Raw genomic sequence first — 26481 nt, 5'->3', positions numbered from 1 at the left:
AATTGAAAATTGAAAATTGATAATTGATAATTTTTTGGGGGGACTGACAATGGAAATGATTCACTAATTTTCCATTATCCATTCTCCATTTTCAATTCATCCAAAGTGATGCCCAGCACGTCGCAGAGGATGGCTTCGCGGGCGTAGAGGCCGTTTTGAGCCTGCTGGAAGTAGTAGGCCTTGGGGCTTTCGTCTACGTCGTAGGCAATCTCGTTCACGCGGGGCAGGGGGTGCAGGATGCGCAGGTTGGGGCGGGTGTGCTCCAGCATCTTCCCCCGCAGGATGTAGACGTTCTTCACGCGCTCGTACTCCATCAGGTCGGTGAAGCGTTCGCGCTGCACGCGCGTCATGTACAGGATGTCCGCCTCGGCGATGGTCTCCTCGGTGAAGTCCGTGTGCTCCACGTAGCGGATGCCGTGCTCGCGGCAGTATATCTTATACTCTTCGGGCATCTTCAGTTCGTCGGGGGCGATGAAGTGGAAGGTGGGGTTGAAGTGGCGCATGGCCATCAGGAGCGAGTGTACGGTACGTCCGTATTTCAGGTCGCCTACGAGGAAGATGTTCAGGTTCTCCAGCGTGCCCTGCGTCTTGTAGATGGAGTAGAGGTCGAGCATGGTCTGCGAGGGGTGCTGGTTGGCTCCGTCGCCGGCGTTCACGATGGGCACGTCGGTCACCTCGCTGGCATAGCGGGCGGCTCCCTCCAGGTAGTGGCGCATCACGATGATGTCGGCATAGTTGCTCACCATCTTGATGGTATCCTTCAGCGTCTCGCCCTTCGACGAGCTGGTAGCCTTGGGGTCGCTGAAGCCGATGACGCGTGCGCCCAGGCGGTTGGCCGCCGTCTCGAAGCTGAGGCGTGTGCGCGTCGAGGGTTCGAAAAATAAGGTTGCCACGACCTTTCCGTACAACAGGTGGCGGTTGGGACGTTCTTCAAACTGCTTTGCCATTTCCAGCATATAGAGGATTTTCTCCTTGCTGTGTTCGGCGATGGTCACTAAACTTCTGTTTTCCATATCGTTGTTGTTCTTGTTAATTCTTGAATAAGACAGGAGGCGGTTCGGGATAAAAATATCTGAAACAAGTTTCGATATTTGTTCTCCTCTCACCTTTCACTGCCTTTCGAGAGTGTAAAGGTAGGCAAAAACTGCGGTAGTTGGAAGCTTGTGCCCCGATTTTTTTCCGTCCGCCGCCATTTTTCCTCCCGTCCCTACAAAGGTAGGCATCTCCCGCCGAAGCGCCAAAAATAGAGTCCCGCCGGCGTCTGAAAAGGTGTTAACGAGACCGTCCTGTTGTGTTAATAAAACTAATGCATTGTTTTTCAGTCGGGAAAACGATGCTTTCGGGCGGGCAGGGCGGTGCGTTGTGATGGGTGGGAAAACGGGGTGTCCGGCTGCTCAGGAAACAAGCTGTTTTTGTGTCTGCCGAATGCAGGGAAGGAATGGATTTTATTCACATTTGTTAACTTACACAATTACAAATTACAATTACAGTTAGGTCAATATCGTTTTTTGCTCGCTTCTCCCATGCCCCTTATATATATGTTTATTATATTATATATTATATATATAATTATAATATATATATAATATATAATATAATAAATTTATAATATACTATTTAATCTGATGGATGCGGAAACTCACTTTCGTCTAACTGTAATTGTAATTTGTAATTGTGTAAGTTAAAAAGTGTTTATCGGAAGGACTGCCGGACAGACGTGCGTTTCCGGCCTTGAAAAGCCGCCGAAAAGTGAAGCTTCCTCTTGTGTAATTGCGCCGGAAGTTGTATCTTTGCACGTTATTAAATCAAAGTAAAAACGAAACTCGGAACATGATCAAGAAAGTCATCATAACCCTCTGGATACTGCTGGCCGTCATGCTGCTGTCATGCGTGCTGGTGTTCACCTCCATCTCGAAAGGCTGGATAGGCTACATGCCGCCCGTCGAAGACCTGGAGAACCCTAACTACAAGTTTGCCACACAGGTCTTTTCGGCCGACGGAAAGACGCTGGGCACCTATTCGTACAGCAAGGAAAACCGCGTCTACGTGGGTTATCAAGACCTGTCTCCCCACATCATCAACGCCCTCATCGCCACGGAAGACGTGCGCTTTGCCGAGCATTCGGGCATCGACGCCAAGGCCCTGTTCCGTGCTGTTGTGAAGCGCGGCATCCTGATGCAGAAGAATGCCGGCGGTGGTAGTACCATCACCCAGCAGCTGTCCAAGCAGCTCTATTCGCCCAGCGCGGAGAACACGCTGGAGCGTCTCTTCCAGAAACCCATCGAGTGGGTCATCGCCGTCAAGCTGGAGCGCTACTACACGAAGGAAGAGATCCTGACGATGTACCTCAACAAGTTCGACTTCCTGAACAATGCCGTGGGCGTGAAGACTGCTGCCTACACCTACTTCGGATGCGACCCCAAGGACCTCAAGATTGAAGAAGCCGCCACGCTGGTGGGCATGTGCAAGAACCCCTCGCTCTTCAACCCCGTGCGCCGCGCTGAGCGTACCCGCGGACGCCGCAACGTGGTGCTCGACCAGATGCGCAAGGCGGGCTACCTGACCGAGGCTCAGCGCGACTCCCTGCAGGCACTGCCCCTGAAGCTGAAGTACAACCGCGTGGACCACAAGGAAGGACCTGCGCCCTACTTCCGCGAATACCTGCGTACGGTGCTGACGGCCAAGAAGCCCGTCAAGTCCGAATATCGCGGCTGGCAGATGCAGAAGTACTACGAAGACTCGCTCGACTGGGAGAACAACCCCCTCTACGGCTGGTGCGAGAAGAATACCAAGAAGGACGGCAAGAAGTACAACCTCTATACCGACGGACTGAAGATATACACTACCATCGACTCGCGCATGCAGAAGTATGCCGAAGAGGCCGTGACCGAGCATCTGAAAGAGCTGCAAGGCTACTTCTTCAAGGAGAAGAAGGGCCGCAAGAAGGCTCCCTACAGCTTCCGCCTGACGCAGGAGCAGGTCGACGAAATCCTGCTGCGCAACATTCGCCAGACCGACCGCTACCGCCTGATGAAGAAGAGCGGAGCTTCGGAGAAGGAAATCATGAAGGCCTTCAACACCCCGCAGGAGATGTCCGTCTTCAGCTGGGCAGGCGAGGTGGACACTGTGCTGACGCCGCTCGACTCCATCCGCTATTACAAGCACTTCCTGCGTGCCGGCTTCATGTCGATGAATCCCCGCAACGGACATGTGCTGGCCTATGTGGGCGGTCCCAACTACCACTACTTCCAGTACGACATGGCCATGGTGGGCCGCCGTCAGATCGGTTCGACCATGAAGCCCTACGTCTACGCCCTGGCCATGGAGAACGGCTTCTCGCCCTGCGACGAGGCACGCCACGTGTCCTACACCCTGCTCGACGAGAACGGCATCCCCTGGACGCCCCGCAACGCCAACAACAAGCGCATCGGCGAGATGGTGACCCTGAAGTGGGGCCTGGCCAACTCCGACAACTGGATTACGGCCTACCTCATGAGCAAGCTCAACCCCTACGAACTGAAGCGCCTGGTGCAGACCTTCGGCGTGCGCAACCGCGAAATCGTGCCCAGCGTGTCGCTCTGCCTCGGCCCCTGTGAGATATCCGTCGCCGAGATGGTGAGCGCCTACACCGCCTTCCCCAACCGCGGCATCCGCGTGGCTCCGCTGCTCGTCACCCGCATCGAGGACAACGAGGGCAACGTGCTGGCCACCTTCTCGCCCGAGATGAACGAAGTCATCAGCACCTCCAGCGCCTACAAGATGCTCGTCATGCTGCGTGCCGTCATCAACGAAGGTACAGGCGGACGTGTGCGCCGTCTGGGCGTCAAGGCCGACATGGGCGGCAAGACAGGTACTACCAACTACAACGCCGACGGCTGGTTCATGGGCTTCACCCCCTCGCTCGTATCGGGCTGCTGGGTGGGAGGCGAAGACCGCGACATCCACTTCGACACCATGCTCCACGGACAGGGAGCCTCCATGGCCCTGCCCATCTGGACGAAATACATGAACAAGGTCTATGCCGACAAGACGTTGGGTTACGACGAGACGGAGACCTTCCAACTGCCCGAGAACTACGATCCCTGCAAGGACAACGGCGAGGTGTACGAGGAGGTGGACGAACCGACGCCCGACATGGGGCTGGACGACCTGTTCAACTGACGTGCCGCGATGGAGTACCTGGTGAGCATCGGTAGCAACGAAGGCCGCCGTCAGAACATGCTTCTGGCGCGCAGGCGCTTGTCGGAACTCTTTGCCGACATCCGCTTCTCCTGCGAAGAAGAGACCGCTCCCTTGTACCTGCATCGTCCCTGCCGGTTCTCCAACCAGGTGGCTTGCTTCCATTCCGACCTCTGCGCCGACGAGGTGCGTGCCTGTCTGAAAGCCATCGAGCGCGAGGCAGGCCGTGTGCCCGAGGACAAGTCGCGCGAGATTGTGCGGCTGGACATCGACCTCCTGTCGTGCGACGGCCGTGTGCTGAAGCCTGCCGATATGGAGCGCGGCTACGTTTGCCAGGGGCTGAAAGAACTAATGAATAATGGATAGTGGATAATTGGTTATGGATGATTTTCCATTTTCAATTCTCAATTTTCAATTCAAGAAATGATAGACAGAACTCTCCAACCCGAAATAAAAAAGCCTGAACACCTGAAGGTGCAGGCGCCCGAACGCATGACACTGCCCAACGGAGTCGCCCTCAATGTGCTCAATGCAGGCGATAACGAGGTGGTGCGCATCGACATCCTGATGGCAGGCGGCCGTTGGCATCAGAGCCAACCCTTGCAGGCACTGTTCACCAACCGCATGCTGCGCGAAGGCACACGCCGCTATACTGCCGCCCAGATAGCCGAACGGCTGGATTACTATGGTGCGTGGCTCGACCTCTCGAGCGCATCGGAGCATGCCTTTGTCACCCTCTATTCGCTCAACAAATACCTGCCCCAGACGCTCGACGTGCTGGAGAGCCTGGTCAAGGAGCCGCTTTTCCCCGACGACGAGCTGGCCACGGTGGTGGAGAACAACGTCCAGCAGTTCAAGGTGAATATGCAGAAGGTGGACTTCCTGGCGCATCGCGGGTTGATGGAAAACCTCTATGGCGCAGGACATCCCAGCGGTCGGATGGTGGGCGAAGCCGACTATCGCCGCATCACGTCCGACGTGTTGCGTGATTTCTACAACCGCCACTACCATGCGGCCAACTGCTCGATATACGTGGCCGGCAAGGTGACGGACGACTGCTTGCGGCGGTTGGAAACCTGCTTTGGGACGGGACATTTTGGCGCTTCTGCCCGTCAGACCGAGCGCGTGCATTTTGAACCTACTCCCGCAGACGTCCGCCGTGTGTTCGTCGAACGCCCCGATGCCATGCAGAGTGCCGTCAGGATGGGCATGCTGACCATTCCCTGCCACCATCCCGACTATCAGAAACTGCGTGTGTTGGTCACTGTCTTTGGAGGATACTTCGGCAGCCGCCTGATGTCGAACATCCGCGAGGAGAAAGGCTACACCTACGGCATTTCCGCAGGACTTGTCTCCTGTCCGGGCAGCAGCGTGCTGTTCATCTCTTCCGAGACGGCCAACGAGTATGTGGAGCCCCTCATCGACGAAGTATATCGCGAGATGGACTGCCTCTGCCATGAGCCTGTGGGTGACGAAGAACTCTCCATGGTGAAGAACTACATGCTGGGCGAGCTGTGCCGCAACTACGAGTCGGCCTTCTCCCTGTCCGATGCCTGGATTTATCTTCAGACCTCCCGTCTGCCGGCTACTTATTTTGGAGAAGTGCAGGAAGCCATCAGTCAGGTGACGGCTGAGGAACTGCTTCATCTGGCACAAAAATATTTTTGCAAAGAGAATTTAAAAGAAGTGGTATCGGGTAAAAAAATGTCCTAAAAAGCAAGAGGGCATTTTCCGCTGTCGGGGATAAATTGTACCTTTGTGAGTTGAGTTGTATAAAAGTAAAGAGATTGTCAGCATGAAAATAAACTGTCTATATATAGCACTTGTATGCGCCTGTCTCTCCCAAGGGGCTGTGGCGCAGAGCGAAGGAGGCTTCTTCAGCAAGTTGAAAGGATCGCTTTCTTCGGAAGTAAAGATCGGTACCTATACCTTCAAGGACGGCTCTGTCTACAACGGCGAGATGAAAGGCCGCAAGCCGAGTGGAAAAGGAAAAACCGTATTCAAGTCGGGCGATACCTACGAGGGCGAGTACGAGAAAGGCAAGCGTCAGGGATATGGCGTCTATACCTTCTCTGACGGCGAACGCTACGAAGGACAATGGTATCAGGACCAGCAGCATGGAAAGGGTATCTACTATTTCCTGAACAACAACCGCTATGAAGGCATGTGGTATCAGGACTTCCAAAGCGGCGAGGGCACCATGTACTACTACAACGGCGACGTCTACGAAGGAAACTGGCAGAACGACAAGCGCGAAGGACAAGGTTCCTACACGTGGAAAAACGGTTCGAAGTACACAGGTTCGTGGAAGAACGACAAGAAGAACGGAACTGGAACCCTCGTATGGAACGACGGTAGCCGTTACGAAGGCCATTGGAAGGACGATTTCCGTAGTGGTGAAGGTACCTTCGAATATGCCAACGGCGATAAATATACGGGCGAATGGAAGGAAGACATGCAGCACGGAAAGGGTATCTATACCTTCCACACGGGCGACCGCTACGAAGGTTCCTACGTGCAGGGTGAGCGTACAGGCGAAGGCATCTACATCCATGCCAACGGCGACAAGTACGTGGGTGGTTTCATGAACGGCCGTCAGCATGGCAAGGGAACATTCACGTGGGCCAATGGTGCTGTCTACGACGGCGATTGGGCTGACAACGAACGAAACGGCTATGGTGTCTACAAGTGGAACAACGGCGACTCTTACGAGGGCGAATGGAAACACAATCAGTTCGACGGACAAGGGAAGCTGAAGATGGCGGACGGAACACGCTACGAAGGCGGATTTGTCAACGGATTGGAGGAAGGAAAAGGCATTCAGACGGACAAAGATGGAAATACGGCTGAAGGCGTCTTCAAGCAAGGCAAGAAAAACGGCCTCTTTGTAGAGAAAGACAAGAATGGTAAGTTGATCCGCCAGATAACCTACAAGATGGGACGTATTGCTCCCAACAACTGATTCTTAACGATAAGACAAAATAGAAAGGGCTGCATCCATACGATAGAAGAAGGATGCAGCCCTTTATTATTTTTGTTGACTGTTCGTATCAGTTTAGATCAGATATTGTGAGCTGATAGATTCGTTGTTCACTACTCGTCTGATGGTTTCGGCAAACATGTCGGCGATGCTGAGCTGTTTTACTTTCGCACATTTCTTGGAGTAGGGGATACTGTCGGTAAATACCATCTCTGTCAGACCTGACTCTTGTACGCGGAACGAAGCAGGATCGGACATTACGCAATGGCTGGCAATAGCACGTACGGACTTGGCGCCTGCGGCCAGCATGATGTCGGCTGCTTTGGTGATGGTGCCTGCCGTGTCCACGATGTCGTCTACCAGGACAACGTTCTTGTCTTTTACGTCACCGATGATCTGCATGGAAGCAACCTCGTTGGCTTTCTCGCGCGACTTGTTGCAAAGTACCAGGGGTACACCCAGGTATTTGGAGAACGTGCTGGCACGCTTCGAACCTCCTACGTCGGGCGTAGCAATAACCAAGTCTTCCAGCTTGAGCGACTGGATGTAGGGCAAGAATACGGCCGATGCATACAGGTGGTCTACAGGAATGTCGAAGAAACCTTGGATCTGGTCAGCATGCAGGTCCATCGTGATCAGACGGTCGATACCGGCTACAGAGAGCAGGTCGGCTACCAGCTTGGCGCCGATGGAAACACGTGGCTTGTCTTTTCTGTCCTGACGGGCCCAGCCGAAGTAAGGCACAACGGCATTGATGGTCTTGGCAGATGCGCGCTTGGCAGCGTCAATCATCAGCAACAGTTCCATCAGGTTGTCCGAGTTGGGGAAAGTGGACTGAACCAGAAAAACATTTGCTCCGCGGATGGATTCCTCGTAAGAAACGGCGAACTCACCATCGGCAAAGTGGGTGATGTTCATTTGTCCCAGCGGGCAATTCAGGCTTGCGCAGATTTTCTCTGCAAGGTATCTCGAGTTTGTTCCTGAGAATACCAAAAAAGGTGCTTTTTCGCTCATTGTATTATTAATAGAAGTTACCTATTTTGTTAAACTTCTGCAAAGGTAGGTATTTCTTGCCGATTTCCCCCAAGACTTCTGTTACAAAAATGTAATGTGCCCTTTTTTCCTTCCGATGTCTGGAAGGATGGCTATTCCTTTGCCAGGCTTTGTGTAATGATAATAAACGTTTTTTCTTTGCTTTCCTGCAAGGTTATTATGGATTTTATTCGTAGCTTTGTTTCTATGCAGAAAAGAATGTTCGGACGACATAGGAAACTATCGGTGTGGAGCTGTTTGCTAGTGATGTGTGGGGTAATGGCTTCGTGTACAGGCATGGCTCCGCGTGCAGAAGTGCATCGGGTAGACTCGCTGAACCGGGCTGCATACAGCTTTCGTTACAAGAACCTCGATTCGCTGTACGAGGCGGCAGAGCAGGCGTCGCAAAGTGTTCGCTTCTATCGGTCGGGCAAAGCCGAAGCTTGCAACAATCTGGCTTTTCATGCCTTCATGCAGATGGATTACGAGAAGGCAGAAGAGTTGTATTTGTCCGTCCGCGACCAGACGCAGAACGAGTTGGAACTGCTGGTGGCCGATATCGGCTTGATGAGGGTCTATCAGCGTACGGCCATGAACAAGGAGTTTTATGACTATCGCATCAGTGCCCTGCGCCGCCTGAACCGCATTGCCGAGGACGATGCGCTCTTTGCCGAAGGGCGTGGGCGCAAGCGGCTGGAATATGCCCGTGCGGAGTTTTACCTGGTGTCGGCTGTCTATTACTATTATCTACAGCAACGTTCCGAAGCGTTGGAATGCATCAGTCGTGTGCCCGAAGTGACCACTTTGGCAGCAGATACCAGCCAATGGCTCCAATATCATTACCTCCGTGGCATGGCAGGACTTGTGGACAGCCAGACGATGGAGGAGCGAAGTTTGCGTGAGTTTGATGAATTGTATGCCACCTGGCTGGGTGCGTCGCATACAGATTATCTTTATTTTGAAGCGACAGGCATTCAGGGGCTGGCAGGGCTGATGGCTTCGCCTGAGTCCTATGAACTCTTCCGCACCCATCGTGGGCATGCCTTGGAGAGGTTTGGGCTGCCTGTAGACACGCTTCTTCCCATGCGATTGGGACAGCTTGCTCTACAGAAGTTTGCTCAGTATGGTGATATTTACCAGCTTGCAGGCACTTACGTGTCGATAGGGTGCTATCTGAACGAACATGGACGCTACGAGGAGGCGTTGGATACGTTGCAGGTAGCGCTTGACTATGTGAACAGGCATCACCAGCGCTATTGTCATGCGGAGGATAGTCTTGATTTTCTGAAAATGTTCGACCGTCGTGATGCCATCCCTGTAGAGCAGGGCTGGATGAAGCATAAGCTGAAGACTGTACCCGAATGGATCTCGCGCATCCGCGAGCAGCTCAGTGTGTCCTATGCCGGGCTGGGCAGGAAGGAATGTTCGGATTATAACCGCAATATTTATCTGGATATCTTGGACGATACCCGTCAGGACAAAGAGCTGGAAAGCCGCTACGAGGCTTTGGAGAAAGGCGTGCGCCAGCTGAACTTGTGGTCGCTGGTGGTAGTAGCAGGTATCATAGCCGTGCTTGTCTTCTTCTGGTTCTTCAATCGGCGTTCGAAGGCACGCAACAAGGAGCATCTGCGACGGTTGCAGCTCTTGCTGGATGTGGGCCAGAAGATAACCGCTTCTATCCCTACCGATGCCCAGGCAGAGGAGGAAGTGGCCGATGCCATCTGTCGTGCCATAGCCGACGATGTAGAGAAACTTTTTGGTACAAAAGATTTCTGTATCGAAGATCGCAGGCTGGCGTTTCCGCATCTGCAAATGGGGCGCGATCAGATGGCTGCATGGAAGATACTGAACCCCTATGTGCAATGGGCATTGGAGAACGGCATGGCTACCATCACCTTGGGTGACGAACGGCGTAGGCTGGAGAAACAACGCTACGTCTACGAGCGGCACATAGCCGACAACAAGCGGCGCAATCTGGAGAAGAAAGCCTGCCTGGCTATTGTCAATGGCATTTATCCTTATATAGATCGTTTGGCCAACGAGGCGGACAAGCTGACGCGCAAGGGGCTTGTCAGTCAGGCAGAAGTCCGAGCGGAGAAGTACCAGTATATGGACGAACTGGTGACGACCATCAATGAATACAATGACATCCTGGCCCTGTGGATCAAGATGAAGCAGGGAGCGCTGAGCCTCCATGTGGAGAACTTCGAACTCAACGACCTTTTTACGTTGTTGGGTAAAGGCAGACGTGTGTTCGAAATGCGTAGGCAGACGTTCGAGGTAGTGCCTACCGACGCTTGTGTGAAAGCCGATCGGGCACTGACCTTGTTTATGCTGAATACAATGGTAGAGAACGCACGCAAGTATACGCCGCAGGGAGGACACGTGAAAGTATATGCTGGAAGTTGTGGGGATTATGTGGAAATCTCGGTGGAGGATACAGGGCGTGGATTGTCGAAGGAAGATGTCCTCTGTCTGACCGAAGAAAAGATATACGATCCGAAAGCCATTGGCATGAACGATGCCGACGACCGCGACGAGCTGAAGGAGAGCAAGGGCAGTGGTTTCGGATTGATGAACTGCAAGGGAATCATCGAAAAATATCGGAAGACGAATGCGCTTTTCAGCGTGTGTAAGTTGGGTGTCGAGAGCGAGCTGGGCAAGGGGAGCCGTTTCTACTTCCGCCTGCCTGTAGGGGCGAGAAAAGCACTGGCGTTGCTTGTGATAGTGTTGTCAGCAGGGCTGGTGTCGTGCGAGGGAGGAAATACGCAGGCAGGGACGAAGCAGGCGGTTGATTCATTGTCGGTCGTTGGGCAGGACTCTCTGTCGCAAATCGAGGATGGGGCCTACGACGAGCTGTTACTGTGGGCGTCAGACTATGCCAATGCGGCCTACTATAGCAACATCGACCGCCAATACGAGCAGACGTTGGCGTATGTCGATTCCGCCATGTGGTGCCTGAACGAGCATGCCGACAGATATGGCGATGGGCGTGTCGACGTGCCGATGACATTGGAGGGCGAGGGCAGTGCGGCAGAGTTGCAATGGTGGAATGCCTGGTTCGATACGGACTACCATGTGATATTGGACATTCGCAACGAGGCGGCGGTGGCCTTTATGGCGTTGAAGCGCTGGGATGCCTATCGGTACAACAACGATGCCTATACGGCCCTCTACAAATTGCTGGGCGAGGACCAGTCGCTGGAAGACTATTGCCGCCAGTTGGAGCGATCGGCCAGCAACCGCATGGTAGGCATTTGGCTGACGGTCTTTCTTTTCTTCGTTTTGGCGTTGGGATATTATTTCCTTTACTTCCGCAAGCGGTTGGTCGATCGTTGGAACCTGGAGCAGGTGCTCGAGATAGACAGTCTGGTGTTCAAAGCCTCGCGCATGACTCCTCGTGAGGCAGGAAGCGAGGAAGAGGGCTTGGAGTTGATCCCCCAGCGGATTGTGGATGAAACTTTTCATGCCGTCAACGAACTTGTCGGCATCGACCGTTTGGGCATTGCGATCTACAATGAAGATGCGCGTCATTGGGATTATGCATGTAGCCCTCGTGGGGCAAGAGGTGACGAAAGCATAGAGATACGACTGATAAAACAGTGCTTTGAGGAGCAGAAAACACTGTTTTCCTCAAACACACAAATGCTGCCGCTGATGGTGGAGGCAGGAGGGGCCAAGCGCTGTATCGGCGTTCTGCATTTGGAGCGCAGGCAGGGCATGGAACAGGAAAGCGACCAGTTGCTGCTGGAACTGATGGCGCGCTATCTGTCCATCGTGCTTTTCAATGCAGTGGTGAAATTGGCTACCAAATACCGCGATATCGAGCTGGCGGAGGACGAGGCGCGGAGAGCTTCCTATGAAGACAGCCAGCTGCATGTGCAAAATATGGTGCTGGACAACTGCCTGTCTACCATCAAGCACGAGACGCTTTACTATCCGAATAGGATAAAACAGTTGGTCGGAAGACTCCGTTCGCAGACCTTGGATGCAGCTGGCGAAGAAGAAACCGTCAAAGATATCAAGGAATTGGTCGAATACTATCGAGGCATATTTACGTTGCTCAGTTCCTGCGCTTCGCGCCAGTTGGAAGAGGTGACTTTCCGACGGATGGTCATCCCTGTGGCAGAACTTCTAAAGTCGGCTGAAAAATACTTCCGTAGGGCAGTGAAAGATAGTCGGGCGTCAGTCACGCTGACCATAGAGGGCGAGGCAGAAGGGCAGGTAGTGGGCGATGTCCATCAGTTGCATTTTTTGTTCGAAAACCTGATAGACGAAGCCTTGTCAGTGCCTGCGAGTGGAGAATTGCGTCTTCAGGCAAGTGCGGATGGAAGGTTTGTCCGCTTCTGCTTTACAGATACCCGACGTGGGAAGACGCAGGACGAATTGAACCATTTGTTCTATCCGAACCTGGAGCGGATGACTTCTGGCAGGGACGGGCGCTTGCAAGGGACAGAATACCTGATGTGCAAGCAGATTGTCCGCGACCATGACGAATATGCAGGGCGGCGTGGCTGTCGCATCAATGCGGAGCCTGCCCGAGATGGTCGGGGATTTACGCTCTATTTTACAGTACCTTGCAAATAGGAAAAAGAAATAAGGAATTTATAAAACGATAGATACGATGAAATATAAAGTAATCATAGTAGAAGATGTAAAGTTGGAGTTGAAGGGAACGGAAGAAATTTTCCGCCATGAGATTCCTGATGCGGAGGTGATCGGTACCGCCATGACAGAACAGGAATTTTGGCCGCTGATGGAGAAGGAACTGCCCGATCTGGTATTGCTCGATTTGGGGCTGGGAGGTTCCACAACAATCGGGGTTGATATCTGTCGAAACATCTTTCGCAAGTATCCGGGCGTGCATGTATTGATATTCACAGGCGAAATCTTGAATGAAAAGTTGTGGGTGGATGTGCTGGATGCAGGAGCCGATGGAATCATCCTGAAGACAGGCGAACTGCTGACAAAAACAGACGTGCAGGCGGTAATGGACGGTAAGAAACTGGTTTTCAATTATCCTATTCTGGAGAAGATTGTAGAGCGATTCCGCCGTTCGGTGCTGAACGAGGCCAAGCGTCAGGAAGCCATCATCAGCTACGACATTGACGAGTATGACGAACGTTTCTTGCGCCATCTGGCACTAGGCTACACCAAAGAGATGATTGCCAATCTGAAGGGAATGCCGTTTGGCGTGAAGTCGTTGGAAAAGCGTCAGAACGATTTGGTAGGTCGCCTTTTCCCACACAACGAAGGAGGGAGTGTGAATGCTACCCGTCTGGTTGTACGTGCTTTGGAGTTGAGGATACTTGATATAGACAATTTGGAAGCGGATGAAGAGTAAGCGATACATCTGGCACCCAGCTACCGTATTCTTTCTGTTGGCATGTCTGGTCGTGTTTTTGTCATGGATTTCAGAAGTCTATGGCATGAACATTGTGCGCTCAGAAACGGGAGAGGTCATTCGTGTCCGAAGTCTGCTGAGTCCCGAAGGTTTGCGCTGGCTTTTGCGCCATGTCGTAGAGAATTATGTGGAGTTCAGAGCATTGGGGCCTGTCCTGCTGGTTGTGGCTGGTGTAAGTGTATGCTTGCATTCAGGTTGGGCAGATGCGTGTATGCGGAAATGGGGATGGTCTTATTGCCATCGGACAAGCGAATGCCGCCAATTGTCACGCAAAGAGCGGAGGGCTCTACAGAATTCCATCTTGGTAGGGATTGTCTATTGGATCATTGTATTGTTTGCAACCTTCTCTCCGTGGGCGGTATTGCGTGGCATTGATGGGGGATTGGTTCGTTCCCCCTTTGTAGATGGCTTTTCGTTCTTGTTTGCAATGGGAGCAGTATTGATGGGGACGTGTTATGGCTTTATCAGCGGCCGTTATCGGCGTGACTATGATGTCGTGAATGGGATGTTGTACCTGTCTCGATTCATGGTTCTCTATCTGGTCGTCTGCTTTTTCGCCTCTCAGATGTTCGCTTGCTTGGATTATTCTCGTTTGGATACTTGTATCAGCGGATGGATACTGGCCAACTGGGGGTGGCAAGGACAGCAGATTGTGTCCTTTTTGATACAATATATCCCCTTATTGGTTGTCTGCTGGTACTATTTCAGCAGGGACAAACAATGAATTTTATGTTTTCTCTGAAGTTTTACTCCTATTTTTTTGCAGTTTCGACAAAAAGAACTACCTTTGCACCGCAATTAAGGCTGGTTCCGTAGCTCAGCTGGATAGAGCAACGCCCTTCTAAGGCGTGGGTCTTGCGTTCGAATCGCAACGGAATCACAAAGAAGGAAGTCATTAAAACACTGATAATTACAGGTTTTAGACTTCCTTTTTTGTTTCTAGACATTCTTTGGAAGATGATAAAAAAAGTATTGGCTGTCTCAAAACAGATTGAGGCAGCCAATGTTTTTTGTTTAGTGTAACAGCTTTCAGCTATTATTTAAATCGTTCTTCTACTGTTGGCCAGTCGATGATACTCCACAGTGCTTGTAGATGGTCGGCACGACGATTCTGGTAATCCAGATAGTAGGCATGCTCCCATACGTCGAAGGTGAGCAGGGGCGTGAGGCCCGCACGGAGTGGATTGCTGCCGTTGGCTTCCTTCGTGATGTGCAGTTTGCCATCCTTGTCGGCCGAGAGCCAGGCCCATCCAGAGCCGAAGAGGCTGGTGGCGGCTGCTGTAAATTCTTTCTTGAAGTTGTCGAAACTGCCGAAGTCGCGGCGGATGGCGTCGGCCAGGGGACCTTCAGGTTCGTGACGGGCAGGAGAGGGGGCGAACTGGAGGAAGTAGAACGTGTGGTTCAGTACCTGTCCGGCATTGTTGAACACGGGGCCGTCGGGGGCAGTAGCCACGATTTCTTCGAGCGTTTTGCCTTCGAAAGCCGTACCCGGCACGAGGTTGTTCAGGTTGTTCACATAGGTTTGCAGATGCTTCCCGTAGTGGAAGTCGATAGTGGCCTGACTGATTACAGGTTCCAATGCGTTGTGGGCATAAGGAAGTGTGGGCATGTTGAACATCATAAGTGCTGTGATTAATGTGATTAGTGTCATACGTAGTATTTTAAAAGGTTGATTTTTTGTCCTTGATAACAAAGATACGGAGAATGCTTTGTAATAACAACACTTCGGCAGGAAAAATGTTCGTGGCTTTTCCATATCTTTGCATTATCTTTGCATCGCATTATATAATAAGGAAAAAACAGACTGATGATGTCCGACTATATCAACGAACTGAACGAGAGCCAGCGGGCCGCTGTGCTCTACAACGACGGCCCCTCGCTGGTGATAGCGGGGGCGGGCTCGGGGAAGACCCGCGTGCTGACCTATAAGATAGCCTGGCTGCTGGAGAACGGTTACCAGCCGTGGAACATCCTGGCCCTGACCTTTACGAACAAGGCGGCGCGCGAGATGAAAACGCGCATCGGACGGCAGGTGGGCCCCGAACGGGCACGCTGGTTGTGGATGGGAACGTTCCACAGCCTCTTCCTGCGCATCCTGCATGCCGAGGCCGACGTGCTGGGCTTCACACGTCAGTTCACCATCTACGACACGGCCGACAGCAAGAGCCTGATACGCTCCATTGTCAAAGAGATGCAACTCGACGAAAAGGTGTACAAGCCGGGGCTGATCCAGTCGCGCATCTCCAACGCGAAGAACCACCTCGTGTCGCCTGCCGACTATGCCCGCAACAAGGAAGCGTATGAGTACGACTGCGCGGCCAAGGTACCTGCTCTGCGCGACGTCTATCGCCGCTACTGGGAGCGTTGCCGCCAGGCCGACGCGATGGACTTCGACGACCTGCTGTTCTATACTTTTCTGCTCTTTCGTGACCATCCCGACGTGCTGGCCCGCTACCAAGAGCAGTTCCGCTACATTCTTGTGGACGAGTATCAGGACACGAATGTGGCCCAGCATAGCATCGTGCTCCAGCTGGCCAAGAACCACCAGCACGTCTGCGTGGTGGGCGACGATGCGCAAAGCATCTATTCCTTCCGCGGAGCCGACATCGACAATATCCTCTACTTCACCAAGACCTATCCAGGTACACGCGTCTTCAAGCTAGAGCAGAACTACCGCTCCACACAGACCATCGTGTCCGCCGCCAACAGCCTGATCAGCAAGAACCAGCGGCAGATACACAAGGATGTGTTTTCCGAGAAAGACCTCGGCGAGCCCATCGGTGTCCTCCAGGCTTACAGCGACGTGGAGGAGGGCGAGATGGTGGTGAACAAGATAGCCGCCCTGCGCCGCCAGTCGGGCTATGGATATGCCGACTTTGCCGTGCTCTACCGCACCAATGCCCAGAGCCGCATCTTCGAGGAGGCCCTGCGCAAGCGCAACATGCCCTACCGCATCTACGGCGGCCTGTCCTTCTACCAGCGCAAGGAAATCAAGGACGTGATAGCCTACTTCCGCCTCGTGGCCAATCCCAACGACGAGGAAGCCTTCAAGCGTGTCATCAACTATCCGGCCCGCGGCATCGGCGACACGACGGTGGGCAAGATTGTGGCCGCGGCCACGGAGAACAACGTCAGCCTGTGGACCGTTCTCTGCGAGCCGCTGACCTACGGCCTGAACTTCAACAAGGGCACGGCGGGCAAGCTTCAGGGCTTCCGCGACCTGATAGCTTCCTTTATGGAAGACTTGGGGCGGAAGAATGCCAGCGAGCTGGGCGAGGACATCGTGCGGCAGGCAGGCATTATCAACGACGTCTGTCAGGACAATTCGCCCGAAAACCTCAGCCGAAAGGAGAACATCGAGGAACTGATGAACGGCCTGAAGGACTTCTGCGCTGAGCGGCTGGAGGAGGGCAACGAACGCATCGCCCTGGGCGACTTCCTCTCCGAAGTGTCGCTGCTCACCGACCAGGACTCGGACAAGGACGACGACGGCGAGAAGATAACGCTGATGACCGTCCATTCGGCCAAGGGGTTGGAATTCCGCAACGTCTTCGTGGTGGGGCTGGAGGAGAACCTTTTTCCCAGCGCGATGGCAGGTGACTCGCCCCGTGCCCTCGAGGAGGAGCGCCGCCTGTTCTATGTGGCCATCACCCGAGCCGAGGAACACTGCTTCCTGTCGTATGCCAAGACGCGCATGCGCTACGGCAAGACCGAGTTCGGCAGTCCCAGCCGCTTCCTGCACGACATCGACGCCCGCTACCTGAGCCTGCCGCAGAACTCCCTGTTGGGCCGGCGGGTGGACGAGGGAGCCGAACGCTTCCGCCGTTCGTCGGACGACTTGTTCCATTCTGCCACGCGTTCCCAGTATGGCACATCGGCTTCATCGCCTGCAGGCGAACGGAAGTTCTCGCGCGAACCGCTCATTGCGCCCACCGTGCCCCGCAAGCTGAAGCGGGTGGAAGCCGTGACGGGTGCCGCTCCGGCTCCGTCGGGTGGAGAAGGCCTGCAGGCAGGGCAACTGATCGAGCACGAACGCTTCGGCCGCGGCGAGGTGCTGCGGGTGGAAGGCGCGGGCGACAATGCCAAAGCCACCATCCGCTTCGAACATGCGGGCGAGAAACAGTTACTCTTGCGCTTTGCTCGCTTCAAGGTCATCGGATGAGCCGTGGAAAAGCATTGCTTCTTTGGGAGGAAAACATTGTTTTCTTTACCCGAAAACATTGCTTTCTTTGAGGCAAAACATTGCCTGGTTTCTGACGGCAGAGGGCCGCTTTCGGGCGGAATAAATGAATGGTTTGAATAGCAATAATAGAAATGTTTTACAAGAATATTAATTAAAGACAGATACATGATAGACTTTACCCTTTTCCCTTCTCCCTGCTACATTATGGAAGAAGAGTTGTTGCGCAAGAACCTGACGCTCATCAAGAGCGTGGCCGACCGTGCGGGTGTGGAAATCATCCTCGCCTTCAAGTCGTTTGCCATGTGGCGTTCGTTCCCTATCTTCCGCGAGTACATCGAACACTCCACGGCCAGCTCCGTCTACGAGGCGCGTCTGGCGCTCGAGGAGTTCGGAAGCAAGGCGCATACCTATTCGCCAGCCTATACCGAAGCCGACTTTCCTGAAATCATGCGTTGCAGCAGCCATATCACGTTCAACTCTCTGTCGCAGTTCCATCGTTTCTATCCGATGGTGGAGGCAGAAGGGAGCGGCATCTCGTGCGGCATCCGCGTGAACCCCGAGTATTCGGAGGTGGAGACCGAACTCTACAATCCCTGCGCTCCCGGCACCCGCTTCGGCGTGATGGCCGAGCAGCTGCCCGACCGCCTGCCGCAGGGCATTGAGGGGTTCCACTGCCATTGCCATTGCGAATCGTCGTCCTACGAGCTGGAGCGCACGCTGGTGCACCTGGAAGAGAAGTTTGCCCGCTGGTTCCCCCAGCTGAAGTGGCTCAATCTGGGCGGCGGTCACTTGATGACCCGCAAGGACTACGACGTGGAGCACCTCATCGGCTTGCTACAGGGCCTTAGGAAGCGTTATCCCAACCTGCGCATCATTCTTGAACCTGGCTCGGCCTTCACGTGGCAGACGGGCGTATTGACGTCCGAGGTGGTGGACATCGTGGAGAACCGTGGCATCCGCACCGCTATTCTGAACGTGAGCTTCACCTGCCACATGCCCGACTGCCTGGAGATGCCTTACCAGCCTGCCGTACGTGGTGCACAGATGGGTAAGGAAGGCCTCTATGTTTATCGTCTGGGCGGCAATTCCTGCCTGAGTGGTGACTATATGGGCGATTGGAGTTTCGACCACGAACTGCAGATTGGCGAGCGGATTGTATTTGAGGACATGATCCATTACACCACCGTCAAGACCAATATGTTCAACGGAATCCACCATCCGGCCATCGGAATGTGGACCCAAAAGGGGGAGGCCAAGGTTTTCAAACAATTTTCTTACGAAGATTATCGTGACAGAATGAGCTGATAATCAAAAAGCTGCCTTTCAGCTTGAAATTATTTGGCAAAAAAAGTAGCTGGAATGTTTGCAGGTTTGCAGAAAATACCTACCTTTGCAACCGCAAACGCGGAAATAGCTCAGTTGGTAGAGCACAACCTTGCCAAGGTTGGGGTCGCGAGTTCGAGTCTCGTTTTCCGCTCCATTGAAATGATTGCAACAAACCAATGCCCAGGTGGCGGAATTGGTAGACGCGCACGTTTCAGGTGCGTGTGTCGAGAGGCATGCAGGTTCGAGTCCTGTTCTGGGCACCAGGTTTTGTAATCGGTTCTTTGAAAGTTTGAAATGTTTGGAGAGATGGCGGAATTGGTAGACGCGCTACTTTGAGGGGGTAGTGACAATTATGTCGTGGGAGTTCGAGTCTCCTTCTCTTCACGCATCTTGAAAATTGCGGAAATAGCTCAGTTGGTAGAGCACAACCTTGCCAAGGTTGGGGTCGCGAGTTCGAGTCTCGTTTTCCGCTCTAAAGTAAAGATTGCCGAGACAAATGCCCAGGTGGCGGAATTGGTAGACGCGCACGTTTCAGGTGCGTGTGTCGAAAGGCATGCAGGTTCGAGTCCTGTTCTGGGCACACAGATTTTAAGTTAGGCAATTGCGGAAATAGCTCAGTTGGTAGAGCACAACCTTGCCAAGGTTGGGGTCGCGAGTTCGAGTCTCGTTTTCCGCTCATAGAAAGAGGTCTGATTTTTATCGGACCTCTTTTTTGTTTTCTTAAAGTTGACGTTTGTAATGCTGAAGTTGACGTTTGTAGTACTGGAACTGACCTTATTTTGGCAATACATTTTAATAACTGAAAAGGGGAAGGTAGCCTCACGGCCGTCTTCCCCTTGCTTATTTAAAACAACCAATAAAAGAAATTTATTTTCTTTCTTATCGGATAAACAGCAGCTCTCTGTATTTGGGTAATGTCCACATCTGGTTGTCGACAATCAATTCGAGCTTGTCGATGTGGTAGCGTATCTCTTCCATCATTGGTACGATGTAGTCGTGGTAGGCCACTGCTTTGGCACGCTCATTATCTAGTTTATTAGCTACTTTGCGTGCTTCAATCATGGCGTCAACGTGTTCCTTGATAAAGGCGGTGCGATCGGCAATCTCTTCGATGAGTTCCAGGTTTTTGGCCGATAATTTGGTTGCCTTCTCCTTAGGGAAGAGTCCGTTCATCTTGTAGACGTTGTCTACCAGTTCTGTTTGGTACTGGGTGGCAACGGGAATGATGTGGTTCATGGCCAGGTCGCCCAGGACGCGTGCTTCAATCTGTATCTTCTTGGTATACATTTCCCACTTTACTTCGTTGCGAGCTTCCAGTTCCTTGCGTGTCATGACGCCTGTCTTTTCGAACATGGCGATGCTGTCTTCCTTCAGATAATTGTCGAAAATGACGGGCACACTCGTTTCGCAGTCCAGTCCGCGGCGGGCGGCTTCGGCTTTCCATTCATCACTGTATCCATTGCCATCAAAATGGATGGGCTTGCAGATCTTGAGATCTCGGCGGATGACGTCGAGAATGGCCGACACTTTGTCTTCACCCTGCTCGATGAGGGCGTCTACGTCGCGCTTGAAGTCAGTCAGCTGTTCGGCCAGGGCAGCGTTGAGAGCTATCATGGCACTGGCACAGTTGGCTTCCGAACCGACAGCACGGAACTCGAAGCGGTTGCCAGTAAAGGCGAAAGGACTGGTACGGTTACGGTCAGTGTTATCAATGAGCAGTTCGGGAATTTGTGGAATATCCAGTTTCATCCCCTGTTTGCCGCTTAGGCTGATGAGTTCGTCCTTGTCGCTTTCTTCAATGTGGGCCAGTACTTGTGAAAGTTGTTTGCCGAGGAAAGAAGAAATGATTGCGGGCGGTGCCTCGTTGGCGCCCAGACGGTGTGCATTAGTGGCACTGGAGATGCTGGCCTTCAGCAGGCCGTTGTGGCGGTAGACAGCCATCAGTGTGTTCACGATGAAGGTAATGAAGCGCAGGTTCTCTTCGGCTGTCTTGCCTGGAGCCATGAGCAATACACCCGTATCGGTACCCAATGACCAGTTGTTGTGCTTTCCACTACCGTTAACGCCCTTGAAGGGTTTCTCGTGGAGCAGGACGCGGAAACCATGGTTGCGCGCAATCTTACGCATCAAAGCCATGATGAGCATATTGTGGTCTACGGCCAGATTACATTCCTCGTAAATGGGGGCCAACTCAAATTGGTTGGGAGCCACTTCGTTGTGACGTGTCTTGACGGGAATACCCAGCTTTAAGGCTTCAATTTCGAGTTCCTTCATGAAGGCAGCCACACGCGGGGGAATGGCACCGAAGTAATGATCTTCCAACTGTTGGTTCTTTGCTGAGTCGTGGCCAGTCAGCGTACGTCCGGTCATCAGCAGGTCGGGACGGGCGGCGTAGAGACCTTCATCTACGAGGAAGTATTCTTGTTCCCAACCTAGATAGGCATTTACTTTCTTTACTTCGGGGTCGAAGTAATGGCAGACGTCGGTAGCTGCTTTATTGACGGCACGCAGGGCTTTCAAAAGCGGTGCCTTGTAGTCGAGAGATTCGCCTGTGTAAGCAATGAAGATGGTAGGGATACACAGGGTATCGTCCACGATGAAAGCGGGTGAAGAGGGGTCCCAAGCCGAGTAGCCGCGTGCCTCGAAGGTATTGCGGATACCGCCGTTGGGGAAACTGGAGGCGTCAGGCTCCTGCTGTACGAGCAGCTTACCGGTGAATTCCTCCATCATGCCGCCCTTACCGTCGTGTTCTACGAAGGCATCGTGCTTCTCGGCCGTACCTTCGGTCAGCGGGTGGAACCAGTGGGTGTAGTGAGTGGCTCCCATTTCGATGGCCCATTTCTTCATTCCTGCGGCCACTTCGTCAGCAATGCTACGGTCCAGTGGCGCACCATTGTCGATGACGTCCACCAGTTTGGCATATACTTTACTGGGTAAATAACGGAACATTTTTTCCTTGTTGAACACATATTTGCCGAAGTATTCCGACGGACGTTCCTTAGGGATTTCTACAGGAACGGGCTTCTTCTTGAAGGCCGTTTCCACTACTCTGAATCTCAGTTTTGACATAATCTTTTTCTTTATTGGTTTGAATATGAGTATAGTTATCTTTTGTTAGTTCCGCTGACAACTTTCATTGATTATCAGTGTTTGTTGGTCAGTGGGGTTTGTTGACTTTAGTTGTAGGCCGATTCTCCGTGTTCGTAGATGTCGAGTCCTTCTTCTTCGACACGTGCCGGAACGCGTAGGCCGTGTATCTTGTTGAGTACGGTGAAGATGATGTATCCCATCAAGGCTGCCCATGCTCCTACGACCAAAGCTCCGAACAGCTGGGCTCCGAAGAAACCCCAGCCTGCTCCATAAAAGACTCCTTCGCTGGTGGAGAACAGACCGGTCAGTACGGTGCCCGTAAATCCGCAGACGCCGTGTACGGAACTGGCACCGACGGGGTCGTCAATCTTCAGGACTTTGTCGATAAACTCTACAGCATAAATCATCAGTACGCCACAAATAAGTCCGATGATAGCTGCACCTCCTGCTGATACACAGTCACAACCGGCTGTAACTCCTACAAGACCTGCCAAGATACCGTTCAGTGTGAGTGAGAGTGATGGTTTGCGATATTTGATCCAGCTGGTGACGAGGGCGGCAAAACCTCCGGCACAGGCAGCCAGGTTGGTTGTCAGGAAGACGTGTGAGATCGCGATCTGATCAGCGGTTGTAGAGGCGGCCAGTTGGGAACCGGGGTTAAAGCCGAACCATCCGAACCACAGGATAAAAACACCTAGGGCAGCTATGGTGAGGTTGTGGCCGGGGATAGCTTTGGAATTGCCGTCCTTGCCATACTTTCCGATGCGTGGTCCGAGGATAGCGGCGCCTACGAGAGCTATCCAACCTCCTACAGAGTGAACCACTGTAGAACCTGCAAAGTCATGGAATGTGGTACCGAAAACGTCCATCATGAAAGAATCGATTTCACCGTTTGTCAGCCAGCCTCCTCCCCAGGTCCAGTGGCCTGAGATGGGATAGATCAGTACGCTGATGGCGATGGTATAGACCACGTACATAGAGAATTTAGTGCGTTCGGCCATGGCACCCGACACAATGGTGGCCGATGTGGCACAGAACACAGTCTGAAAGATCAGGAAACCTTCGCGTGGCAACTGGGTGTCGAGGAACGAGATATCGAAGAAGTGAGGCACACCCACGAAACCTCCGGCTCCAAACATCAGACCAAAGCCGATGAACCAGAAGAGTAGGGAGCCTAACATGAAATCGACGAAGTTTTTCATCAAGATGTTACCTGTGTTTTTGGTGCGGGTGAAGCCGGCTTCGACCAGGGCGAAACCCGGCTGCATGAAGAATACAAGCATGGCGGCCAGCAGCATCCAGACAGTGTCTATACCAGTGGCCATTTCGGCCAGCGTGTCTGCCGTAGCGGTTGCGTTCGCTTCCTCGGCAAAAGCTGTTGTACCCGTCAACAGTAAGGATATAAGGAGGGCTGTACGCAGTCTCGGAAGGCTGCGGATAATGAGAGTTTTCATACGTCTGTGAGTTTTATTTTTCTTGTTCTGCGTTAAATAATGCGATGTCGCCACGTTCGGCGGTGCGGATGCGTATGGCGTCCTCGATGGGAACGATGAAGATACGTCCGTCGCCTATTTCGCCTGTCCATGCGGCATTCTGGATGGCCTTTACGGTCTTTTCTACGTTCTTGTCGCGTACCACGATGGAGACGAGGATACGTTCGATGGAACTGGTGTCGTACATCACGCCGCGATAGATGCGGGCCTGTCTGGATTTGCCGATTCCTCTTACGTCGTAGTAGGAGAACCATTCGATGTCCGCTTCGAGGAGGGCTTCCTTCACATCCTTGAACTTGGTTTTGCGGATAATTGCTTCAATCTTTTTCATACCTTTCTTATCTTTATCTTTTTACCTGTTTGTGTTTATAAGCTCAGTCCGAATACGAAGTAGGCACCTTGTGTGTAGGGGTTGAACGTCACCTGGGCAAACAGCGGAAGTGAAAACTTCGATGTAATCGGAATTTCCTTGGCTGCGGCCAGTGTGAGGTTCGTCACGTTGAACTTGTCGGCATAGAGTCCTTCCCATGGAGTGAGTCCCACTTCGGCTGTCCAGTCCAGACCTCCCAATTTGAAGGGGGCTGTCAGAGCGATGTAAGTGGAGTAGGAACGCTTGCCGTCGGCGTTGCAATAATCGTTGCCGGCAAAGTTGGTGTTCCAGGCTATTCCCATCACGCCGAAGTCATAGGCAAGGGTCCCTTCGAACACATGCTGTGTGTTGTGGGCACCGTACTTGAAGTAGCCTTTCTGAAGGTCTGCGTCCGAGGGGAAGAACCAATAGTCAGTGACGGCAGCGCTGAATCCCTTGTGCGAGTAGCCCAGAGTGAAGTCCAGTTCCTTGGTGTCTTTGCGGTCGATGCCGACGGATCCCCAGGCGGCCAGTGATAATCCTTTATAGCCTACCGAAAGGTTGGGCTGGATGCTGACTCCTCCACAATCGGTACCTCGCCAGATGTAGCTGCTGACAATGTCGGCGCCTGCCGAGGCTTCCATCTTATCCTGTGCCGTGAGGGCCGTGGACGTACTTGTCGTGACAAGTGCCATGATGAGCACTCTTTTTGCATTGATCCTTGTTTTCATTTGCTTATACCTATTAAAGATGATAACTGATGGGCCGGGTGATCAGGCCGGCGGCTATTGTCTCAAGTCAGTGCACTTTCCTGTTTCCTTTTTTACCTTATTTCCCTTTTTATTTTCTTGTCTTCTTTTTCATGCCAGCCATTTGCGGATACGCCGCATGGCTTCTTCACAGTCTTCGTGGGTGCCAAAGGCGGTCAGACGGAGAAATCCTTCGCCACTGGGGCCGAAGCCTACGCCGGGCGTGCCCACCACGTTGGCTTCGTAGAGCATTTGTTCGAAGAAGCGCCAGGAACCGATACCATTCGGCGTCTTTAGCCAGAGGTAAGGGGCGTTGACACCTCCGTACACTTTCAGGCCGGCGGCCTCCAGGCTCTTCCGCATGGTGGCGGCGTTCTGCATATAATAGTCGATGTTGGCTTTCACCTGCTGCTTGCCTTCGGGCGTGTAGATGGCTTCGGCGGCACGTTGGGTGATGTAGCTTGTACCGTTGAATTTGGTACACTGGCGGCGGTTCCACAGCTGGTTCAGCGGGATGCGTTCGCCTTCCAGCGTGGCGGCGGTCAGTTCCTTGGGCACCACGGTGTAGCCGCAGCGGACACCGGTGAAGCCTGCCGTCTTCGAGAAGCTGCGGATTTCGATGGCCACTTTTTTGGCGCCACGTATCTCGTAGATGGAGTGGGGCACATTGTCTTCGTGGATATAGGCCTCGTAGGCGGCGTCGAAGACGATGAGCGTATCGTTGGCCAGGGCGTAGTCCACCCATTTCTTCAACTGTTCGTGCGTCAGGGTGGTGCCGGTGGGGTTGTTAGGGTAGCACAGGTAGATGAGGTCTACGCGGTGCTTGGGCAGTTCAGGCACAAAGCCGTTCTCTTCCGTACAGGGCAGGTAGGTGACATTGCTCCACGTGCCGCCTTCCTCCAGCACGCCAGCTCGTCCGCACATGATGTTGCTGTCCACGTAGACCGGATAGACGGGGTCGGTGATGGCCATGCTGTTGTCCCAGCGCAGCAGTTCGCCGATGCTTCCCGTGTCGCTCTTGGCGCCGTCGTTGATGAAGATTTCGGCGGGCGAGAGGTGGACGCCGCGTGGGGCGAAGTCGTTCTTCAAGATGGCCTCGATGAGGAAGTCGTAGCCCTGTTCGGGGCCGTAGCCGCGGAAGGTCTTCGCGTCTGCCATCTCGTCCACGGCCTTGTGCATGGCTTCGATGCAGGCGGGTGGCAAGGGGCGGGTGACGTCGCCGATGCCCAGGCGGATGACGTCCTGTTTGGGATGGGTGATCTTGAACGAGTTCACCTTCTTGGCGATGTCGGAGAAGAGGTAGCTGCCGGGCAGCTTCAGGAAATGTTCGTTTACTAATGCCATATTGTTGTTCTTTTATTGGGTTGTTCTTGGGTTGTCTGTTGTTTCTTATTCGGTGGTCAATTCTATTTCGCCATCGAAGACTTTTACGGCGCCACCGGTCATGTAGACGTGGCCGTCGGACTCGCGCCATTCGATGGTCACCTCGCCGCCGTCCATGACGACGGTCGCGGTGCGTTCCGTCAGGCGGACGAGTGAGGCGGCTACGGCGGTGGCGCAGGCTCCCGTGCCGCAGGCCTGCGTGATGCCCGAACCGCGCTCCCAGACGCGCATCCGTATGCGTCCGCCGGAGAGGATTTGGGCAAACTCCACGTTGATGCCGCCGGGAAACTGGGGATGCCGTTCGAGGCGGGGG

The 26481-nt window shown here is 53.3% G+C and carries 18 protein-coding genes and 7 tRNA genes; 16 read left to right on the top strand and 9 right to left on the bottom strand.

Annotated features, from left to right (window positions below):
* Positions 1-74 precede the first annotated feature (74 nt).
* Complete coding sequence (pyrB, locus tag BQ8005_RS03440) at positions 75-1013, bottom strand: aspartate carbamoyltransferase (protein WP_075318895.1); 939 nt, start codon at positions 1011-1013, stop codon at positions 75-77.
* Positions 1014-1830: 817 nt separating this feature from the next.
* Between pyrB and BQ8005_RS03435 the strand changes: the two genes are divergently transcribed.
* From BQ8005_RS03435 to BQ8005_RS03420, 4 genes are all read left to right on the top strand, one after another.
* A complete protein-coding gene (locus tag BQ8005_RS03435) occupies positions 1831-4161 on the top strand; it encodes a transglycosylase domain-containing protein (RefSeq protein ID WP_075317052.1) in 2331 nt (776 codons plus the stop codon).
* Between the two features lie 9 nt (positions 4162-4170).
* Positions 4171-4545, top strand: coding sequence for a 2-amino-4-hydroxy-6-hydroxymethyldihydropteridine diphosphokinase (locus BQ8005_RS03430; RefSeq protein WP_075317051.1), 375 nt, complete (start codon positions 4171-4173; stop codon positions 4543-4545).
* 57 nt (positions 4546-4602) lie between these two features.
* Positions 4603-5892, top strand: coding sequence for a M16 family metallopeptidase (locus BQ8005_RS03425; protein ID WP_075317050.1), 1290 nt, complete (start codon positions 4603-4605; stop codon positions 5890-5892).
* 88 nt (positions 5893-5980) lie between these two features.
* The gene (locus tag BQ8005_RS03420; protein ID WP_111936091.1) at positions 5981-7141 is read left to right on the top strand and encodes an MORN repeat-containing protein; all 1161 of its coding nucleotides are present in this window, start codon (positions 5981-5983) and stop codon (positions 7139-7141) included.
* Between the two features lie 93 nt (positions 7142-7234).
* Here BQ8005_RS03420 and BQ8005_RS03415 read toward each other — a convergent pair whose 3' ends face one another.
* Entirely contained in the window at positions 7235-8173 is a 939-nt protein-coding gene (locus BQ8005_RS03415; protein ID WP_075317049.1) for a ribose-phosphate pyrophosphokinase, read from the bottom strand.
* Between the two features lie 225 nt (positions 8174-8398).
* On the opposite strand from BQ8005_RS03415, the gene BQ8005_RS03410 reads away from it, so the two are divergent.
* From BQ8005_RS03410 to BQ8005_RS03395, 4 genes are all read left to right on the top strand, one after another.
* The gene (locus BQ8005_RS03410) at positions 8399-12778 is read left to right on the top strand and encodes a DUF5113 domain-containing protein (RefSeq protein WP_407918934.1); all 4380 of its coding nucleotides are present in this window, start codon (positions 8399-8401) and stop codon (positions 12776-12778) included.
* Between the two features lie 37 nt (positions 12779-12815).
* Positions 12816-13535 carry a DUF5932 domain-containing protein gene (locus BQ8005_RS03405; protein ID WP_021846145.1) on the top strand — a complete coding sequence of 240 codons (720 nt, stop codon included), beginning with the start codon at positions 12816-12818 and terminating at the stop codon, positions 13533-13535.
* Positions 13525-14319, top strand: coding sequence for an AbgT family transporter (locus tag BQ8005_RS03400; protein WP_075317047.1), 795 nt, complete (start codon positions 13525-13527; stop codon positions 14317-14319). The genes BQ8005_RS03405 and BQ8005_RS03400 overlap by 11 nt, the downstream gene beginning before the upstream one ends.
* Before the next feature lie 82 nt (positions 14320-14401).
* A tRNA-Arg gene (locus BQ8005_RS03395) sits at positions 14402-14475 on the top strand.
* Positions 14476-14631: 156 nt separating this feature from the next.
* On the opposite strand, the gene BQ8005_RS03390 is transcribed toward BQ8005_RS03395, so the two are convergent.
* Positions 14632-15246 (bottom strand): superoxide dismutase, encoded by a 615-nt coding sequence (locus tag BQ8005_RS03390; protein WP_075317046.1) that lies wholly within the window; start codon positions 15244-15246, stop codon positions 14632-14634.
* A gap of 159 nt (positions 15247-15405) precedes the next feature.
* Here BQ8005_RS03390 and BQ8005_RS03385 point away from each other — a divergent pair, with 159 nt between their 5' ends.
* The 8 genes from BQ8005_RS03385 (at position 15406) to BQ8005_RS03350 (ending at position 19780) form a co-directional block, all read left to right on the top strand.
* Positions 15406-17757, top strand: a complete 2352-nt coding sequence (locus BQ8005_RS03385; RefSeq protein WP_075318891.1) for an ATP-dependent helicase — start codon at positions 15406-15408, stop codon at positions 17755-17757.
* A gap of 186 nt (positions 17758-17943) precedes the next feature.
* Positions 17944-19083: a carboxynorspermidine decarboxylase gene (gene nspC / locus BQ8005_RS03380; RefSeq protein WP_075317045.1), complete on the top strand. Its 1140-nt coding sequence runs from the start codon at positions 17944-17946 to the stop codon at positions 19081-19083.
* A gap of 99 nt (positions 19084-19182) precedes the next feature.
* A tRNA-Gly gene (locus tag BQ8005_RS03375) sits at positions 19183-19258 on the top strand.
* 24 nt (positions 19259-19282) lie between these two features.
* Positions 19283-19367 (top strand) — tRNA-Leu (locus BQ8005_RS03370).
* Positions 19368-19404: 37 nt separating this feature from the next.
* Positions 19405-19488 (top strand) — tRNA-Leu (locus tag BQ8005_RS03365).
* 15 nt (positions 19489-19503) lie between these two features.
* Positions 19504-19576 (top strand) — tRNA-Gly (locus BQ8005_RS03360).
* Positions 19577-19602: 26 nt separating this feature from the next.
* A tRNA-Leu gene (locus tag BQ8005_RS03355) sits at positions 19603-19684 on the top strand.
* A gap of 23 nt (positions 19685-19707) precedes the next feature.
* Positions 19708-19780: transfer RNA gene (locus tag BQ8005_RS03350), tRNA-Gly, on the top strand.
* A 203-nt stretch (positions 19781-19983) separates the two neighbouring features.
* On the opposite strand, the gene BQ8005_RS03345 is transcribed toward BQ8005_RS03350, so the two are convergent.
* The 6 genes from BQ8005_RS03345 to dapF all read right to left on the bottom strand — a co-directional run.
* Entirely contained in the window at positions 19984-22173 is a 2190-nt protein-coding gene (locus tag BQ8005_RS03345; protein ID WP_021848273.1) for a glutamine synthetase III family protein, read from the bottom strand.
* Positions 22174-22280: 107 nt separating this feature from the next.
* Entirely contained in the window at positions 22281-23648 is a 1368-nt protein-coding gene (locus tag BQ8005_RS03340) for an ammonium transporter (RefSeq protein WP_075317044.1), read from the bottom strand.
* Positions 23649-23661: 13 nt separating this feature from the next.
* Positions 23662-24018 (bottom strand): P-II family nitrogen regulator, encoded by a 357-nt coding sequence (locus tag BQ8005_RS03335; protein WP_021848271.1) that lies wholly within the window; start codon positions 24016-24018, stop codon positions 23662-23664.
* A gap of 35 nt (positions 24019-24053) precedes the next feature.
* Entirely contained in the window at positions 24054-24767 is a 714-nt protein-coding gene (locus BQ8005_RS03330) for a TorF family putative porin (protein WP_075317043.1), read from the bottom strand.
* 129 nt (positions 24768-24896) lie between these two features.
* On the bottom strand, positions 24897-26129 hold the full coding sequence (locus BQ8005_RS03325) for an LL-diaminopimelate aminotransferase (RefSeq protein WP_075317042.1): 1233 nt from the start codon (positions 26127-26129) through the stop codon (positions 24897-24899).
* A 45-nt stretch (positions 26130-26174) separates the two neighbouring features.
* Positions 26175-26481, bottom strand: a 307-nt coding sequence (dapF, locus tag BQ8005_RS03320; RefSeq protein ID WP_075317041.1) for a diaminopimelate epimerase, incomplete at its 5' end; no start/stop codon positions are given.

The organism is Bacteroides togonis, assembly GCF_900130135.1.
Taxonomy (GTDB): Bacteria; Bacteroidota; Bacteroidia; order Bacteroidales; family Bacteroidaceae; genus Bacteroides; species Bacteroides pullorum.
Note: the sequence above shows the minus strand (reverse complement) of the source record. Positions and strands in the feature narration are given on the sequence as shown.